This window comes from uncultured Microbacterium sp. (assembly GCF_964244775.1).
Classification (GTDB): Bacteria; Actinomycetota; Actinomycetes; order Actinomycetales; family Microbacteriaceae; genus Microbacterium.
In genome coordinates this window covers 329,768-345,005 of record NZ_CAXTJR010000002.1, presented here as the reverse complement: position 1 = coordinate 345,005, position 15,238 = coordinate 329,768, and the positions used below count along the sequence as shown (strand labels likewise).

Below are 15,238 nucleotides of genomic sequence, written 5' to 3'. Positions count from 1 at the left end.
TGGGCCCCCTCCTCACTTGATGATTCACCGCTGTCTGGGTGGACAACAGTACAACACCGGCTGATCCCAATCTAATCCCGTGCGCTGGGGAAAGGGTGGGAATCGCCGAATGTCGCGATGTATATAACGACGGCGAAACACTGGTGTTCCCGCGGGAGGCACGCGATTCTCAGAGAGCCTGGAGAGCGAGTTCCAGCGCGCGCACCACCGTCTCCGCGCGGATCTCGTCACGCGTCCCGTGGAGGTGCAGGGATCCGACCGATGTGCCGTGCGGCGTCGAGACGCCGATGTGCACGGTCCCGACCGGCTGTCCGTCGGGTGAGCCCGGCCCGGCGATGCCGGTCGTCGACAGGCCGACGTCAGCGAGCATCCCGTCCTCCCCCGCGACCCGGCGGACGCCCGCCGCCATCTGCGCCGCCACGTCGGGATGCACGGGTCCGTGGGCATCCAGCAGCGCGATGTCGACGCCCAGGATGCTGTGCTTCAGGTCGCTCGCGTAGGCCACCACGCCTCCGCGCACCCGCGCCGAGGCGCCGGGCACGTCCACGAGCGCCGCGACGAGCAGCCCACCGGTGAGCGACTCGGCCGTCGCGATCGACCAGCCGCGTGACTCGAGAGCCGCGAGCACGCGTTCCGCGCCCTGGCGGGCGCTGCCCCGTGGCGGTTCAGGCGGCACTGGGCCGGTCACTGCGCGCACCGGTGCGCTTGTCGTCGCGCGACCCGCGGATTTCGGTGATCACGTAGTCGATGCCACTCGCGATCGTGAGGACGACGGCGATCGTCATGGTCACGACGTTCACCCACCAGATCACGTCCGCCCACACCCCGCCCGCGAGCGATGCGAGCGGCAGCAATGCGAGCGACAGCGCCACACTCTGGGCGAGGGTCTTGAGCTTGCCCATCCACGCGGCCGCGACCACGTGGTCGCTCGCGACGAGCAGGCGGTGCACCGTGATGCCGACCTCGCGGATCAGCACGATGATCGTGATCCACCACGGCAGCTCGCCCAGGATCGAGAGGCCGATGAAGGCGAAGCCCGTGAGCACCTTGTCGGCGATCGGGTCCAGCAGCTTGCCGAGATCGGTCACGATCTCGTAGCGGCGCGCGATCCATCCGTCGATGCCGTCCGTCGCGATCGCGACGATGAAGAGCGCCGCCGCCCACCAGCGGAGCGCGCCGTCGGCGCCGCCGTCGGCCAGCAGCATCCAGAGGAAGACCGGTGCGCACAGAATCCGGACGACCGTGATGGTGTTGGGCAGCTGCCGCGGAACCGCCATCAGTCGCGGCCCGTCAATCCCCAGGCATCCTCGTCGTCCTCGGCTTCGACTACCGGATACCCCTCGTACTGCGCGTCGACTGAGTCGGCCGCGTAAGAATCGGATGCCGCGCCAGGTGCCGTCCGAACATCAGGTGCCTTAGGAACATCGCCGCGCAGCCGCGCGAGCACCTCGGGCAGCTGCTCGACCGTGACGAGGACGTCGCGAGCCTTCGAGCCCTCGGAGGGGCCGACGATCTCGCGGGATTCGAGGAGGTCCATGAGGCGCCCCGCCTTGGCGAAGCCGACGCGGAGCTTGCGCTGGAGCATCGAGGTCGAGCCGAACTGGGTCGAGACGATCTGCTCGGCCGCGGCCAGCAGCAGTTCGAGGTCGTCACCGATGTCGGCGTCGACCTCCTTCTTGACGACGTCGGCAGCGACGTCCTGCCGGTAGTCCGGCCGCGCCTGCTGGGTGACGTGCTTGACGACGCGCTCGATCTCGGCCTCGCTCACCCACGCACCCTGCACGCGGACGGCCTTGGAGGTGCCCATGGGGAGGAACAGCGCGTCGCCCTGCCCGATGAGACGGTCGGCGCCCGGCTGATCGAGGATGACGCGGCTGTCGGTTACGCTGGTCACCGCGAACGCGAGGCGCGAAGGCACGTTGGCCTTGATCAGGCCGGTGACCACGTCGACCGAGGGGCGCTGGGTCGCGAGGACCAGGTGGATGCCGCTGGCCCGCGCAAGCTGGGTGATGCGGACGATCGAGTCTTCGACATCGCGGGGGGCGACCATCATGAGGTCGGCGAGCTCGTCTACGACCACGAGGAGGTAAGGGTAGGGCTTGAGCACGCGCTCGCTGCCCGGGGGCAGCACCACCTCACCAGCGACGACGGCCTTGTTGAAGTCGTCGATGTGACGGTAACCGAACGACGCGAGGTCGTCGTACCGCATGTCCATCTCCTTCACGACCCACTGCAGCGCCTCTGCCGCCTTCTTGGGGTTCGTGATGATGGGGGTGATCAGGTGCGGCACGCCCGCGTAGGAGGTGAGCTCGACCCGCTTCGGGTCGATCAGCACCATGCGCACTTCGGAAGGCTTGGCCTTCATCAGAAGGCTGGTGATCATCGAGTTGACGAAGCTCGACTTACCCGAACCGGTGGAGCCGGCCACCAGCAGGTGGGGCATCTTCGCCAGGTTCGCCACGACGTAGCCACCACCGACGTCCTTGCCCACGCCGATGGTCATCGGGTGCGTGCTGCTGGTCGCAGCCTGCGAGCGCAGCACATCGCCGAGCGTCACGATCTCGCGATCCGTGTTGGGGATCTCGACGCCGATCGCGCTCTTGCCCGGGATCGGGGCGAGGATGCGGACCTCGTTGGATGCCACGGCATAGGCGATGTTGTTGGTGAGGGCCGTGATGCGCTCGACCTTCACCCCGTGCCCGACCTCGATCTCGTACTGCGTGACCGTCGGGCCGCGCGAGAATCCGGTGACGCGGGCATCCACCTGGAACTGGTCGAGAACGCTGGTGATCGCGCGGACGATCTCGTCGTTCGCGGCAGACCGGGCCTTGTGGGGTGTTCCGGCGGCGAGCGCGGCGACACCGGGCAGGCGATAGGGCGCGGCTGCCGGCATCCCTCCCCCGCCGATGCCGGAGAGTCCGGGGAGGATGCCGTCGTGCTCGGGGCTGTCGTCGCGGAGCGAGGTCTCGGGCTCGGTGAGGCTCGGCGCGGGCGTGAGCCCGGCGGAGCCCGGCGCGATGACCTCGGTGAGCGCGTCGGGCATGGCACCGCCCATCGCAGCGGGAAGCGGGGGGACCGGCGGGGCGAAGACCTGCTCGAAGCCGCCCTCGGACGACCCGGGCGCCAGCAGCTCGGTCAGATCCTGTGACCCGAGCCCATCCTCGGGTCCGTCTTCGGGGTCTCGCTCGCGACCGGTCTTGTTGCGGCGCCACCACGGCAGCGCGGGGTCGGTGGCATCGGGGTCCTTGTCGGCGATGGCGCTTGCCGGGACCGGCTCCGGACGCTCGGCGTCGAACATCCACGTGTACAGCTCGCCGAGGCGGCGGCCGATGCGATTGGGCGGGGTCTTGGTGATGATCAGGACGCTCAAGACCGTGAGCAGCCCGAGCACGATGCACGCGCCGATCTCTGTGAGCCCGATCGAGAGTGGTTCGCCCACCATCCAGCCGAACAGACCGCCGGCATCGCTGAGGGCGGGCAATCCCTCCTTCGGCTCCGGCCGAGCGCCCAGCACGTGGCAGAAGCCGGCCACCATCACCGTGAAGATCGTGAAGCCGATGCCGATACGTCCGTTGTCGTGCACCGATGCGGGATGGCGGAACAGCCATCCGGCCAGCAGCAGGAGCATCACGGGCAAGACGAACGCGACGCGGCCGATCAGGCCCCCCGCGGTGTACGCGCTGATCGCGCGAGAGACGTCCGTGCCGATGAAGAACCACTCCACGACCACGCCGGCGATCGCCAGGAGCACCAGCAGGAACGGGAAGCCGTCGCGACGCTGATCCTTCTCGAGTGTCTCGGGCCCGAACGCGCGGAAGAGTCCACCCGTGCCGTGCGCCAGGCCGAGCCACATCCGTACGATGACGGGAGGCTTCTCGTTCTTCTCGGGCTCACCGACGTAGCGTTTGGGCGCCGGAGCCGGCTTGCTCGCGCGCGGCGACGACCCACGTGCGGACGCACGACCATTGGTGGTCGGGCTGGAACTCCTGGCCATGCTCTCCACGCTACGGCGCGCGACCCGGTTTCGCGTGGAATGACGCGGGACCATTGCAGGACGCCGAGCGGATGCTGTCAGCGCAGGAGTGCGACCCTCAGCGCAGGAGTTTGACCATGGTGTCGCGGCCGATCCCGCTCTGCGTGACCGCGAACCCCTCCGAGCGATAGAGCGTGACGGCGAAATTGCCGCGCTCGACGCTGAGACTCAGGCGTCCGAATCCCTGCGAGCGGGCGAGATCGCCGAGCTGGTGCAGGAGCGCCCGCCCGACCCCGTGCGCACGCCAGATGGGGCGCACGCCGATCGTGAGCTCGGGCACCCCGGTGCCCACGTACCCGAAACCGGGATCGGTGCGCGGGAAGGTGCGATACCAGGTCGCGCCGATCGGCTCGTCGTTACCGTCCAGCGCCACGAACCCGGCGTCGCCCGGGCGTATCCAGCCGGAGATGTATCGGATGTGCTCGGGGCTCGCGAGCACCTCGTGCCGGGGCCTTGCCGCGCCCTGACGCCAGTTCGCCGCCTCGACCACCATGTCGCCCAGGAACGCCCCGTCGGCCTGCACGGCCGGTCTGATGCGGAAAGTCGAGGGCATGGTCGCAGTGGCCGCGAGGTCAGCCGCTTACGCCTCGATGACCAGCGGGATGATCATGGGGCGGCGGCGCAGCGACTGGTTCACCCAGCGGCCGATCACCCGGCGCATGACCTGAGACAGCGCGTGCGTGTCGCGGACGCCCGACTGCGCGGCCTCGGCGAGCGCAGCAGCGATCTTCGGCTTCACGGCGTCGAACACCTTGTCGTCTTCGGCGAAACCGCGGGCGTGGATCTCGGGTCCGGTGATCACTCGGCCTGTGGCGGAATCGATCACGACGATCACCGAGATGAAGCCCTCTTCGCCGAGGGTCCGGCGATCTTTGAGATCGGCATCCGTGATCTCACCGACCGTCGATCCGTCGACGTACACGAAGCCGAGGTCGAGCTGCCCGACGACCCGAGCGAGTCCGTCGCGCAGGTCGATGACCGTGCCGTTCTCGCCGATGATGGTGCGGTCCGCCGGGATCCCGGTGTCCTGCGCGAGCTTCGCGTTGGCGATGAGGTGCCGGTACTCGCCGTGGACGGGCAGCACGTTCTTGGGCTTGAGGATGTTGTAGCAGTAGAGGAGCTCGCCTGCGGCGGCGTGGCCGGACACGTGCACCTTGGCGTTGCCCTTGTGCACCACTGTGGCACCCAGCTTCGTCAGCCCGTCGATCACGCGGTAGACGGCGTTCTCGTTGCCCGGGATGAGGCTCGAAGCGAGGATGACCGTGTCGCCGGGGCCGGGCTCGATCTCGTGGTCGTTGTTGGCCATGCGACTCAGGACCGCCATCGGCTCGCCCTGCGATCCGGTCGACATGTAGACGATCTTGTCGTCGGGCAGGTCGCGCGCCTTCTTGTAATCGATCAGGATGCCCTCGGGCACGTGGAGGTAGCCGAGGTCTTCGGCGATCGTCATGTTCCGCAGCATGCTGCGGCCGAGCAGGGCGACGCGACGACCGTGGGCGGCCGCAGCATCCAGCACCTGCTGCACACGGTGCACATGGCTCGAGAAGCTCGCCACGATCACCCGGCGAGGAGCCTTGCCGATCACCTGGTCGAGCACCGGCCCGATGCTGCGCTCGAGAGCGGTGAAGCCCGGCACATCGGCGTTGGTCGAATCGACCAGGAACAGGTCGACGCCCGCCTCGCCCAGGCGGGCGAACGCGCGCAGGTCGGTCAGGCGGCCGTCGAGCGGAAGCTGATCCATCTTGAAGTCGCCGGTGGCGAGGGCAACGCCGGCGGGGGTCTTGATCGCGACGGCGAGCGCGTCGGGGATCGAGTGGTTGACCGCGACGAATTCGAGATCGAACGGACCGACCTGCTCATGCTCCCCCTCTTTCACGGTGAGCGTGTAGGGCTTGATCCGGTGCTCTTTCAGCTTCGCCTCGACGAGCGCGAGGGTCAGGCCCGAGCCGATGAGGGGGATGTCGGCCTTGAGCTTGAGGAGGTAGGGGACGGCGCCGATGTGGTCTTCGTGGCCGTGGGTGAGCACGACCGCGACGACGTCGTCGAGCCGGTGCTTGATGGGCTCGAAGTCGGGCAGGATCAGGTCGACACCGGGCTGGTGCTCCTCGGGGAAGAGCACGCCGCAATCGACGACGAGGAGCTTGCCGCCGTACTCGAAGACGGTCATGTTGCGGCCGATCTCGCCGAGGCCGCCGAGCGGTGTCACCCGGAGGGTGCCCGACTCGAGGGCGGGCGGATCGAAGACGGTGATGGGCATGGGTTGCCTCCTCGCGACGCCGCTGCGCGGCATCCGTTTGTGAAATCTGTGTGTACTCGCGTCGAGCAGTCAGCGGGTGGTGCCCGAGATCTTGGGGAGCGCCCCGCCGGCGGCGGCGTTGCGATCGGGCCGGAAGTTGGAGAAGTCGGCGCCGGGGATGTTCTTGACGAGATCCAGTTCGTCCTCGATCTTCGCCGCCTCCCATTCCTCGGGTCCGACCAGGGGCAGCCGCACGCGCGGGCTGCCGATGCGGCCGAGGCCGTGCAGGATGTACTTCGCCGACACGGTCCCCGGCACATGGGTCATGACCGCGCGCACCAGCGGCTCGAGGCGCTGATGCTCGGCGGTGGCGGTCTTCAGGTCGCCGGCGTTGACGGCATCCACGATCGCGCGATAGGGCCCCGGCGCGATGTTGGCCGTGACGCCGATCAGGCCCGTCGCCCCGATCGCCAGGTGCGGGAGCACGTTCGAGTCGTCGCCGGAGAAGTACATGAGGTCGGTCTGGTTCAGCACGCGGCTGACCTCGCTGAAGTCGCCCTTGGCGTCTTTGATCGCGATGACGTTCGGATGCTTCGCGATGCGCAGGATCGTCTCGTACTTGATCGGGACACCGGTGCGGCCGGGGATGTCGTACAGGATCACGGGAAGATCCGTGGCGTCCGCGACGAGGCGGAAGTGCGTGAGGATTCCGGCCTGCGTCGGCTTGTTGTAGTACGGCGTGACGATCATGATGCCGTCGGCGCCGGCCTTCTCGCTGGCCTTGTACAGCTCGATCGCATGAGCGGTCTCGTTGGATCCACCGCCGGTGATGATCGCGGCGCGACCTGCCGCGACTTCTTTGCCGACCTCGACGAGGCGGATCTTCTCGGGGTCGGTGAGGGTGCTGGTCTCACCGGTGGTGCCCGTCACGACGATGCCGTCGGCGCCGGCGGTGACCACATCGTCGATGTGCTTCTCGACGGCGGGCCAGTCGACCTCACCGTCGGCCGTCATGGGGGTGACGAGCGCGACGAGAACCTGACCGAAAGGGTTTCCCGTGTGCGTCATGCTCTCAGGGTATCGGTTCGGCGCCGCGCCTTCTTCGTGCTCTTGCCTGCGAAAAGACCGGTCGGTGACGACGCCACGCCGGGCGCAGCATCCGTCACCGGGGTGTCGTCGTGACGAGCCGGTCTTTTCGAACCGAGGGCGGCCTCGATCGCCGGCGCCGGCGCGTGCGGCGCCGGGCGGCGGCTCTCACCAGGAGCGACCGGCCGCGCTCCGATGCAGATCGCGTGCGACGGCGGCCAGCACCGCCGACTCCACGAGTTCCCAATCGTGCAGGATCATGGCCGAATCGAAGCGCAGGGTGACGAAGCCGAGCGCCATCGCGACAGCATCCCGAACCCGGTCTTTGTGGCGACTGTCGCCCTCGTGGGTCGCTCCGTCCGCCTCGAGGATCAGGCAGTCCTGGATCACGAAGTCCACATCCCCCACCCCGGGGATGTGGACCTGGCTCGCGAGGACCAGGCCCACCCGGTGGAGGCGCAATCGGAGGATCGACTCGAGACCGCTGTCAGCGTCCCATCGAGCGAAGTCGACCAGCCATCGGTGGGGTAGGGAGAGTGCGGCGCGAAGTCGGCCGACGCTGTTGAGATCGATGACGCGCTGCCGCATCGCGGATTCGAGGGCGGCGAAGAACGCCTCGGGTCCGCGACACGCGAGGATCTGCCGCAGGCAGTCGATGACGCTCACGCGCCGCAGGCCGGGGGCGTCGATCACACCGCCACGGTGGATCTCGCAGCACCCGGGTGCTCCCGTGTCGGGGTCGATCGCCATCCGAGTCGGGTGGTGATCCGGCGAGATCCAGGTGTGGACCGGCTCGTCGGCGCCGTCATCGAGTGTCCAGAGTCCATAGTCGCGAGCGGCGCTCACACAGGCGAGCACACCGCGGTGGCTCAGGGACTCGATGAGACGTGCGGGCGTCTCGGGGAGGGCGTAGACCCCTTGCCTCGGCCTAAGCAGCTCTCCTGATCGGACGGCAACGGCCAAGGCACCGGCGGGCACGCTGGCGGCGATCAACTCTGAGGTCCGTGCCACTCCACCCATCGCCTTGACGACACCGGCCACCGAGTTCGCGCGCACCTTTTGATGATGAACCGACGTCAGGCTGAGAGCCTGTCCGGCTCCAGCTCCGTGGTGAACCCTCGTTTGGTGCGGGGTTGGGGAGGGGTCGATGAGAGGTCCGATAGGCCCGCGCGCTGCCCCGAAAAGACCGGTCGGTGACGACGACACGCCGGGCGTAGCATCCCTCACCCGGGTGTCGTCGTGACGAGCCGGTCTATTCGAGCAGACAGGACAGGACAGGAAAGGAAAGGAAAGGAAAGGAAAGGACAGGACAGGACAGGACAGGACAGGACGGTCGGGCCATAGGGTGGCGGCATGGCCTGGCAGACCCGCTCGACGCGCACCGTCTACGAGAACCGCTGGATGCACGTACGCGAGGACGAAGTGGTCGGCCCGGGCGGGGCCGGGATCTACGGGGTGATGACCGTACGGCATCCGGCCGTCTTCATCGTCGCGCTCGACGACGACGACCGGGTGTGCCTCGTCACCGTCGACCGCTACGCCACCGGCGGCCCGTCGATCGAAGTGCCGGCGGGCGGCACCGACGGCGAAGACCCCCTGGTGGGCGCGCGCCGCGAGCTGCTCGAAGAGGCGGGCGTGATCGCCGACGAGTGGGTCGAGATCGGACGGATGAACGCCCTCAACGGCCTCGCCCACGCTCCCGAGCACGTCTTCCTCGCCCGCGGGCTGCGAACGGGCGCGGAAGCCGACGCGATATCGGCCGCGCAGGAGGAGGAGGGCATCGCCGAGGTGCAATGGATGCCGTTCTCCGACGTCGTCGGCCTGATCGGCGCCGGCGAGATCACGGATGGCGAGACGATCGGCGCGATCGCCTTCGCCGCGATCCACCTCGGCCGCCTCGCCTGAGAAGACACGGCGGCACAGAGCGCGTTCAGCGCCCTCGGCGTGCCACCCGGGTCACCAGCGCGTCGGGAACGAGCCTGCTGAGGGCCACGATCGCCTTGTACCGCAGCGACGGGATCGACACGGCCTTGCCGCGAGCGATGTCGCGCAGCGCCTCGCGCACCACGTCGGGGGCGTTCAGCCACATCCACGGGGCGACGCCCTCCTCACCGGGCGCGAGCCCGAGGCGCTCATGGAAGTTCGTGTGGACGAATCCGGGGCACACCGCCGTCACCGTGACTCCACGAGGCGCGAACGTCACGTTCGCCCATCGGCTGAAGCTGATCAGCCAGCTCTTCGCCGCGCCGTAGGTGCCGCGGGGCAGGAACCCGGCGACCGACGCGACGTTGACGATGCGGCCGCTGCGCCGCGCGAGCATCGGGGTGAGCGCGGCGTGGGTGAGCCTCAGCGGCGCCTCGACGTGCAGCGCGAGGTGGCGCACCTCGTCGTCGATGTCGCCCTCTTCGAAGGCGAGCGGCAGACCGAAGCCGGCGTTGTTGACGAGCATGTCGACCGGATGCTCGCCCTCGGCGAGTCGCGCGATGACCTCGCTGCGCTGCTCCGGGTCGACCAGGTCGGCCGGCAGCACTTCGGCGACGACGCCGTACGAGCGGCTCACCTCGCTCGCGATCGTGTCGAGCGCTGCCCGGTCGCGCGCGACGAGCACGAGATCCATCCCCCGCGCGGCGAGCTGGCGCGCGAACTCGGCCCCGAGACCGGAGCTCGCACCCGTGATCAGCGCGGTTCGGGCCATGTCAGGGAGCCACGCGGCCGTTCGCGTTGAACGCCGCGTGCGTGAGCGGCATGAGCTCGGTCCACGCCGTCTCCATCTTCTCGGCGCACATCTCGATCTCGCGCTGCGGGAAAGAGGGGAAGTGCGTGCCCTCCACCTTGGTGCGCAGCGAAAGGAAGTTCATCAGCGCACGGGCGTTCATCGTCACGTACATCGACGAGTAGATGTTCAGCGGCAGCACGATGCGCGCGACCTCGCGGGCGACGCCGGCCGCCAGCATCCGCTGATAGGAATCGAAGGCGAACACGGATGCTGTCCGCGTGGCCGTGTCGACCAGGTCGTACTGCTCCTCGGTTCCGGGGAGGAATTCGTAGGCTCCGGGCTTGCCGACCTGGAGCAGGTTGCGCTCGCGACCCGGCACGTAGAAGACGGGGCGCAGCTCGCGATAGCGGCCGGATTCCTCGTTGTACGACGCGATGCGATGACGCATGAACTCGCGGAAGACGAAGATCGGCGCCTGGACGTAGAACGTCATCGAGTTGTGCTCGAACGGCGAACCATGGCGGTCGCGCATCAGGTAGTTGATGAGGCCACGATCGCGGGCAGTGGCCTCGGTGCCTGCAGCGGCACCCTCGAGGGTCTGCTCCCCCATCGTCGAGACGCGGGCCGCGAAGAGCACGTCCGAGTCGCTCGCACTGGAGCGGACGAGCTCGACGGTCACGTCGCTGCGGAATTCGATCTGCGGGGTCTCGGGCGAAGCGTCGGAATCGGTCACGCCTGCCACCCTACCGACGGTGCGAGCGGGCGAGGATCGTTCCATCCGCAAGTCTCGGGACGTCGTGGGGTTTCCATTCAGCCGAGAGCAGTTAGCCTGGGATGCTGTGACCATCGTCAACGCAGTCATCGGGATCGCCGTGCTCCTCGCGGTGACCGTCGGCGTCGGCATCTTCCTCCAGTGGCGGCAGGGTCGCCCCCGCCGGCACATCCCGCACGAGGTCGTCGAAGTCGAGCGACTGGGCGCCGCCGGCCTCGGCGAGAACGCGACGCTGCTGCAGTTCAGCACCGAGTTCTGCGCCCGGTGCCCCGGTGTGCACCGCACGCTCTCGGCGGTCGCGGATCGTCACGAGGGCGTCCGTCACCTCGACGTGGATCTGACCCACCGCCCCGACATCGCCAGGCACTTCCATGTGCTGCAGACTCCGACCACGCTGATCCTCGACAGCGAGGGTGTCATCCAGACCCGATTGGGCGGAGTGCCGGGCCGCGAGGTCATCGAGCTCGAACTCACCCGGCTGGCGGGCTCGCCCGCCACGCTCTGAGCGACCGCGGGGCCCACGTCAACCCGTCGCGTTCGGGCGGTGGACGCCATAGGCTGGCCGCGCGCCCTCGCGCACGCGGCGCATCCACCATCCAGGAGGTTCCCATGACCGTCACGAGCGAAGCGACCACCGTCTGGAACGGCAGCCTGACCGACGGGTCGGGCACCGTCACGTTCGACTCGTCGCACCTCGGCACCTTCGACGTCAACTGGAAGGCGCGCAGCGAAGGATCCGCCTCGGTCACCACGCCGGAGGAGCTGATCGCCGCGGCGCACGCGTCGTGCTTCAGCATGGCGTTCTCGCACGCCCTCGCCGAGAACGGCACCCCGGCGGATGAGATCGACACGACGGCATCCGTCACCTTCAAGCCGGGCACCGGCATCACCGGCAGCCACCTGAACGTCAACGCGACCGTCCCCGGCCTGAGCGCGGAGGACTTCGAGCGCATCGCGGCCGACGCCAAGGCGAACTGCCCGGTGTCGCAGGCGCTCGCGGGCATCGAGATCACTCTCGAGGCCACGCTTGCCTGAACCCCGTCGAGTCGTGGTCGCCGGGGCATCCGGCCTGATCGGCTCTGCCCTCATCGAGAGCCTCCGTGCCGACGGCGTCGAGGTCTCCACGCTCGTGCGGCGCCCCGCCCGGGGTCCGGGCGAGATCGAATGGCTGACCGACGACGCGCCGCTGAACCCCGACGTGCTCGCGGGCGCGGCCGCGGTCGTGGGGCTGAACGGAGCGAGCATCGGCCGCTTCCCGTGGACGCCGCGGTATAAGAGCACTCTGCTGTGGTCGCGCATCACCCCCACTCGCACCCTCGCGCGCGCAGTTCGTGAGCTGGGGACGGATGCCCCGGCTTTCGTCTCGGCATCGGCGGTCGGGTACTACGGCTCTGCGCCGGGGGCGGTGCTCACCGAAGAGTCGCCGCGCGGCGAGTCGTTCCTCGCGGATCTGTGCGGCGAATGGGAATCGGCGGCGCTGGCGGCAGCATCCACCGCTCGCGTCGCGCTCCTGCGCACCGCGCCGATCGTGCACGAGAAGGGGGTGCTCGCCCCGCTCCTGCTGCTGACCAAGCTGGGTGTCTCGGGCCCGATCGGCCGCGGCACCCAGATCTGGCCGTGGATCTCGCTGGATGACGAGGTCCGAGCGATCCGCCACGTGATCGACACGGATATCGCCGGTCCGGTCAACCTCACGGGCCCGACACGCGCGGCGGCGAACGACCTCGGGTTCGCGCTGGCCGTGCGGATGAACCGCCCGTTCGTGGTGCGCGCGCCCGTCTGGGGCATGAAGCTCGTGCTGGGCCGCGACGCGACGGAGGCGCTCCTCACCTCGGACGCGGACGTCGAGCCGACCGTGCTCGAGCGCAGCGGATTCGTCTTCCGGCACGCCACGGTCCAAGACGCCGTCGCGGACGCGGTGCCGGCCGCAGCCTGACCCGCCGGGCGTCACCGGGCGGCGCGACGCTCCGTCGATTCGAGACGGATGGCGTGCCGCACGGCCGCGCGCGCGCGACGCCGGTCACCCGAGGCGTCGTACGCGAGGGCGAGGCGGTACCAGGCCTGCCACGAGTCCGGCTCGGCCTCCGCCTCCGCGCGGTACATGGGGAACACCGCGTCGGCTTCGTCGCGCAGCACGGCCCCGCTCGGACGCACCGCGACCGACTCGGCCGGCAGCCCGCCCTCGCGCTCGAGTCGCCGCGCGAGCGCTTCGGCGCGCAGGCCGAACCACAGTTCCCGGCCCAGTGCCCACACCGCGACGATGGGGAGCACGATCAGCGCGACACCCATCGCGATGCCCACCGGCGAACCGCTGGTGAGCAGCAGGATGGCCCGCTGGCCGACGAGCACGATGTACAGGGCGAGCAGCACCGCCATGACGACGGCGCCGATGCGCGCGCTCATGCGCTCGTGGAGCGAGCGACCTGCCCTGGCACGCCGCCCTCCGGCACGAGCTCGTCGGCGGGCGTGCGACCGGGAACGCGGATGCCGATATCGATCACGCTGTCCAGGCCGATGCTGACGCCGCGCGCATCCCGCGCCGCGAGAAGTGCCAGTCGGATGCCGGGGCCGTAGGCAGGAGCCGGGTCGACCGTGTCGTGGATGATCGTGAGCGACTCCCCCGCGCCGGAGAAGATCGTCTCCTGACGGGCGACCACACCCGGGCGCCGCAGCGAGTGGATCGGGACGCTGGCGACCTGCTGGCCCCGAGCCCGCTGGTCGACGTGCGGAGACTCGACCGGGCCCACGTTCGCGCGGGCGGCCGCGATCAGCTCAGCGGTGCGCACGGCCGTTCCGCTGGGTGAGTCGACCTTCGTCTCGCGGTGCGCTTCGACGATCTCGATCGAGGGGAAGAAGGGCGCCGCGACTGCGGCCAGAGCCGAGCCCAGCACCGAGCCGATCGAGAAGTTGGGGATGAACACCGCGCCCGTGCCCGCCGCCTGGACGAGCGGACGGATCAGGGCGATCCGCTCGGCGGACCAGCCGGACGTGCCGACCAGCACGTTGATCCCGTACCCCACCGCTGCGCGCACGACGTCGATCGAGATGGCCGGGGTCGAGGCATCCACCACCAGGTCGGCACCCTCGAGTTCGGACAGGTCCGACCGCGACGAGAGGACGGCAGCGACGTCGAAGCCGTCTTCCGCCTCGACGACGTCACGGATGATGCCGCCGAGCTTCCCGGTGCCGCCGACGATGGCCACGCGTGTCGTCATGTCCACCAGCCTAGGCGAGTGAGTCGTCTTGGCTCTCGCCGCGCGGGCGCCGTGCCTATCCTCGATTCATGGTGAGCATTCAGGCTTTGGCCGTCGACGATCCTCGCGCGCACGCGCTGCTCGCGGAGTACTTCCGCTCCCGTGAGCTCGGGTTCGTCCATCAGAACGCGGTCTACACCGCGACGTTTCCTGACCCGTCGATCTTCACTCCGCCGGCCGGGGTGTTCGTCGTGCTGGTCGACGACGATGAAGCCGACGTCGGCTGCGGCGGCATCCGCCGGATCGCCGACGACGCGGGCGGTATCCGCTACGAGGTCAAGCACCTGTACTTGCGTCCCCAGACGCGGGGACGCGGCTGGGGACGCCTGCTGCTGGACGATCTCGAGCGGCGGGCGCGGGAATGGGATGCTGCGCAGCTCGTGCTCGACACCCACCACTCGCTCGAAGCGGCCGCGGGGCTCTACCGATCGGCCGGGTTCGTGGAGACCGAGCCCTTCAACGACAATCCGAACGCAACGCGCTGGTACGTCAAACGCCTGCGCTCGCCGCAGGAGGGGTGAGCGCGGCTCAGACCGGATAGATCTCGGGCAGCCCCGTGCGCAGCTCGACCGGGAGGTGGGCGAGATCATTGTGCGAGACGACGGTCCACGGCCCGCGATGGCGCTGGGCGAGCACCGTCAGCCCGCAGTGCGCCTGGTTGAGCGTCATCCAGCGCCACTCGGGCGCCTGCAGCACCTCGCGCACGAACCAGCCGATCACGAAGTTGTGCGTGATGAGCAGCTCGTGCACATCGCCCGGCTTGCGGACGAGGAATTCGCTGACGGCATCCGCCATCTGCGCGCGCCCCGCGTCGATCTCCTCTTCGGTGAAACCGCCGAAGAACGGCTCGAACACGGCGGGGGTCTCGGGTGTCATGCCGGTGGGCACGCAGTCGAACAGCAGCGCGGTGGGCTCAGGCGAGACCGACGGCAGCCGGTCGGCGACGGCGCGGGCGGTCTGACTTGCACGTTCCAGCGGTGAGTGCCAGACGGCATCGAGCGGCACGCCCGAAAGCCGATCAGCAAGCAGTGCGGCCTGTCGTCGGCCGCGCGGCGACAGGGGTCCGTCAGCGAGGCCGTACTCGGCATCCTGGTGCTCGCCATGCCGCACGAGGTACAGATAGTGCGTCACGCCAGCTCAC

17 protein-coding genes are annotated in these 15,238 nt (G+C 69.1%); 5 read left to right on the top strand and 12 right to left on the bottom strand.

Features of this window, described 5'->3' with window-relative positions; genetic code table 11:
• Window positions 1-169 precede the first annotated feature (169 nt).
• From ACFE6Z_RS06805 to ACFE6Z_RS06775, 7 genes are all read right to left on the bottom strand, one after another.
• The gene (locus ACFE6Z_RS06805; RefSeq protein ID WP_375384949.1) at window positions 170-688 is read right to left on the bottom strand and encodes a CinA family protein; all 519 of its coding nucleotides are present in this window, start codon (window positions 686-688) and stop codon (window positions 170-172) included.
• The gene (pgsA, locus tag ACFE6Z_RS06800; protein WP_375384948.1) at window positions 666-1,277 is read right to left on the bottom strand and encodes a CDP-diacylglycerol--glycerol-3-phosphate 3-phosphatidyltransferase; all 612 of its coding nucleotides are present in this window, start codon (window positions 1,275-1,277) and stop codon (window positions 666-668) included. The genes ACFE6Z_RS06805 and pgsA overlap by 23 nt, the downstream gene beginning before the upstream one ends.
• On the bottom strand, window positions 1,277-3,994 hold the full coding sequence (locus ACFE6Z_RS06795) for a DNA translocase FtsK 4TM domain-containing protein (protein WP_375384947.1): 2,718 nt from the start codon (window positions 3,992-3,994) through the stop codon (window positions 1,277-1,279). Before ACFE6Z_RS06795 ends, pgsA begins: the two co-directional genes overlap by 1 nt.
• Before the next feature lie 97 nt (window positions 3,995-4,091).
• Complete coding sequence (locus ACFE6Z_RS06790; protein WP_375384946.1) at window positions 4,092-4,586, bottom strand: GNAT family N-acetyltransferase; 495 nt, start codon at window positions 4,584-4,586, stop codon at window positions 4,092-4,094.
• A gap of 27 nt (window positions 4,587-4,613) precedes the next feature.
• Window positions 4,614-6,290 carry a ribonuclease J gene (locus ACFE6Z_RS06785; RefSeq protein WP_375384945.1) on the bottom strand — a complete coding sequence of 559 codons (1,677 nt, stop codon included), beginning with the start codon at window positions 6,288-6,290 and terminating at the stop codon, window positions 4,614-4,616.
• A gap of 69 nt (window positions 6,291-6,359) precedes the next feature.
• On the bottom strand, window positions 6,360-7,337 hold the full coding sequence (gene dapA, locus ACFE6Z_RS06780; protein ID WP_375384944.1) for a 4-hydroxy-tetrahydrodipicolinate synthase: 978 nt from the start codon (window positions 7,335-7,337) through the stop codon (window positions 6,360-6,362).
• A gap of 186 nt (window positions 7,338-7,523) precedes the next feature.
• Window positions 7,524-8,411, bottom strand: coding sequence for a type IV toxin-antitoxin system AbiEi family antitoxin domain-containing protein (locus ACFE6Z_RS06775; RefSeq protein ID WP_375384943.1), 888 nt, complete (start codon window positions 8,409-8,411; stop codon window positions 7,524-7,526).
• 297 nt (window positions 8,412-8,708) lie between these two features.
• On the opposite strand from ACFE6Z_RS06775, the gene ACFE6Z_RS06770 reads away from it, so the two are divergent.
• Window positions 8,709-9,260: an NUDIX domain-containing protein gene (locus ACFE6Z_RS06770; RefSeq protein ID WP_375384942.1), complete on the top strand. Its 552-nt coding sequence runs from the start codon at window positions 8,709-8,711 to the stop codon at window positions 9,258-9,260.
• A 25-nt stretch (window positions 9,261-9,285) separates the two neighbouring features.
• Here ACFE6Z_RS06770 and ACFE6Z_RS06765 read toward each other — a convergent pair whose 3' ends face one another.
• Entirely contained in the window at window positions 9,286-10,050 is a 765-nt protein-coding gene (locus ACFE6Z_RS06765; protein WP_375384941.1) for an SDR family NAD(P)-dependent oxidoreductase, read from the bottom strand.
• A gap of 1 nt (window position 10,051) precedes the next feature.
• Window positions 10,052-10,804 carry an FAD-dependent thymidylate synthase gene (gene thyX, locus ACFE6Z_RS06760; RefSeq protein ID WP_375384940.1) on the bottom strand — a complete coding sequence of 251 codons (753 nt, stop codon included), beginning with the start codon at window positions 10,802-10,804 and terminating at the stop codon, window positions 10,052-10,054.
• Between the two features lie 106 nt (window positions 10,805-10,910).
• Here thyX and ACFE6Z_RS06755 point away from each other — a divergent pair, with 106 nt between their 5' ends.
• From ACFE6Z_RS06755 to ACFE6Z_RS06745, 3 genes are all read left to right on the top strand, one after another.
• Window positions 10,911-11,348, top strand: coding sequence for a TlpA family protein disulfide reductase (locus tag ACFE6Z_RS06755; protein ID WP_375384939.1), 438 nt, complete (start codon window positions 10,911-10,913; stop codon window positions 11,346-11,348).
• Between the two features lie 104 nt (window positions 11,349-11,452).
• Window positions 11,453-11,878, top strand: a complete 426-nt coding sequence (locus tag ACFE6Z_RS06750; protein ID WP_375384938.1) for an OsmC family protein — start codon at window positions 11,453-11,455, stop codon at window positions 11,876-11,878.
• Entirely contained in the window at window positions 11,871-12,779 is a 909-nt protein-coding gene (locus tag ACFE6Z_RS06745; RefSeq protein WP_375384937.1) for a TIGR01777 family oxidoreductase, read from the top strand. Before ACFE6Z_RS06750 ends, ACFE6Z_RS06745 begins: the two co-directional genes overlap by 8 nt.
• Window positions 12,780-12,790: 11 nt before the next feature.
• Here the strand turns inward: ACFE6Z_RS06745 and ACFE6Z_RS06740 are convergent, their stop codons facing one another.
• Window positions 12,791-13,246 (bottom strand): hypothetical protein, encoded by a 456-nt coding sequence (locus tag ACFE6Z_RS06740; RefSeq protein ID WP_375384936.1) that lies wholly within the window; start codon window positions 13,244-13,246, stop codon window positions 12,791-12,793.
• Window positions 13,243-14,058, bottom strand: coding sequence for a 4-hydroxy-tetrahydrodipicolinate reductase (dapB, locus tag ACFE6Z_RS06735; protein ID WP_375384935.1), 816 nt, complete (start codon window positions 14,056-14,058; stop codon window positions 13,243-13,245). Before dapB ends, ACFE6Z_RS06740 begins: the two co-directional genes overlap by 4 nt.
• 68 nt (window positions 14,059-14,126) lie before the next feature.
• On the opposite strand from dapB, the gene ACFE6Z_RS06730 reads away from it, so the two are divergent.
• Window positions 14,127-14,618, top strand: a complete 492-nt coding sequence (locus tag ACFE6Z_RS06730; protein ID WP_375384934.1) for a GNAT family N-acetyltransferase — start codon at window positions 14,127-14,129, stop codon at window positions 14,616-14,618.
• A 7-nt stretch (window positions 14,619-14,625) separates the two neighbouring features.
• Here the strand turns inward: ACFE6Z_RS06730 and ACFE6Z_RS06725 are convergent, their stop codons facing one another.
• Entirely contained in the window at window positions 14,626-15,228 is a 603-nt protein-coding gene (locus ACFE6Z_RS06725) for a histidine phosphatase family protein (RefSeq protein ID WP_375384933.1), read from the bottom strand.
• Between the last annotated feature and the right edge of the window lie 10 nt (window positions 15,229-15,238).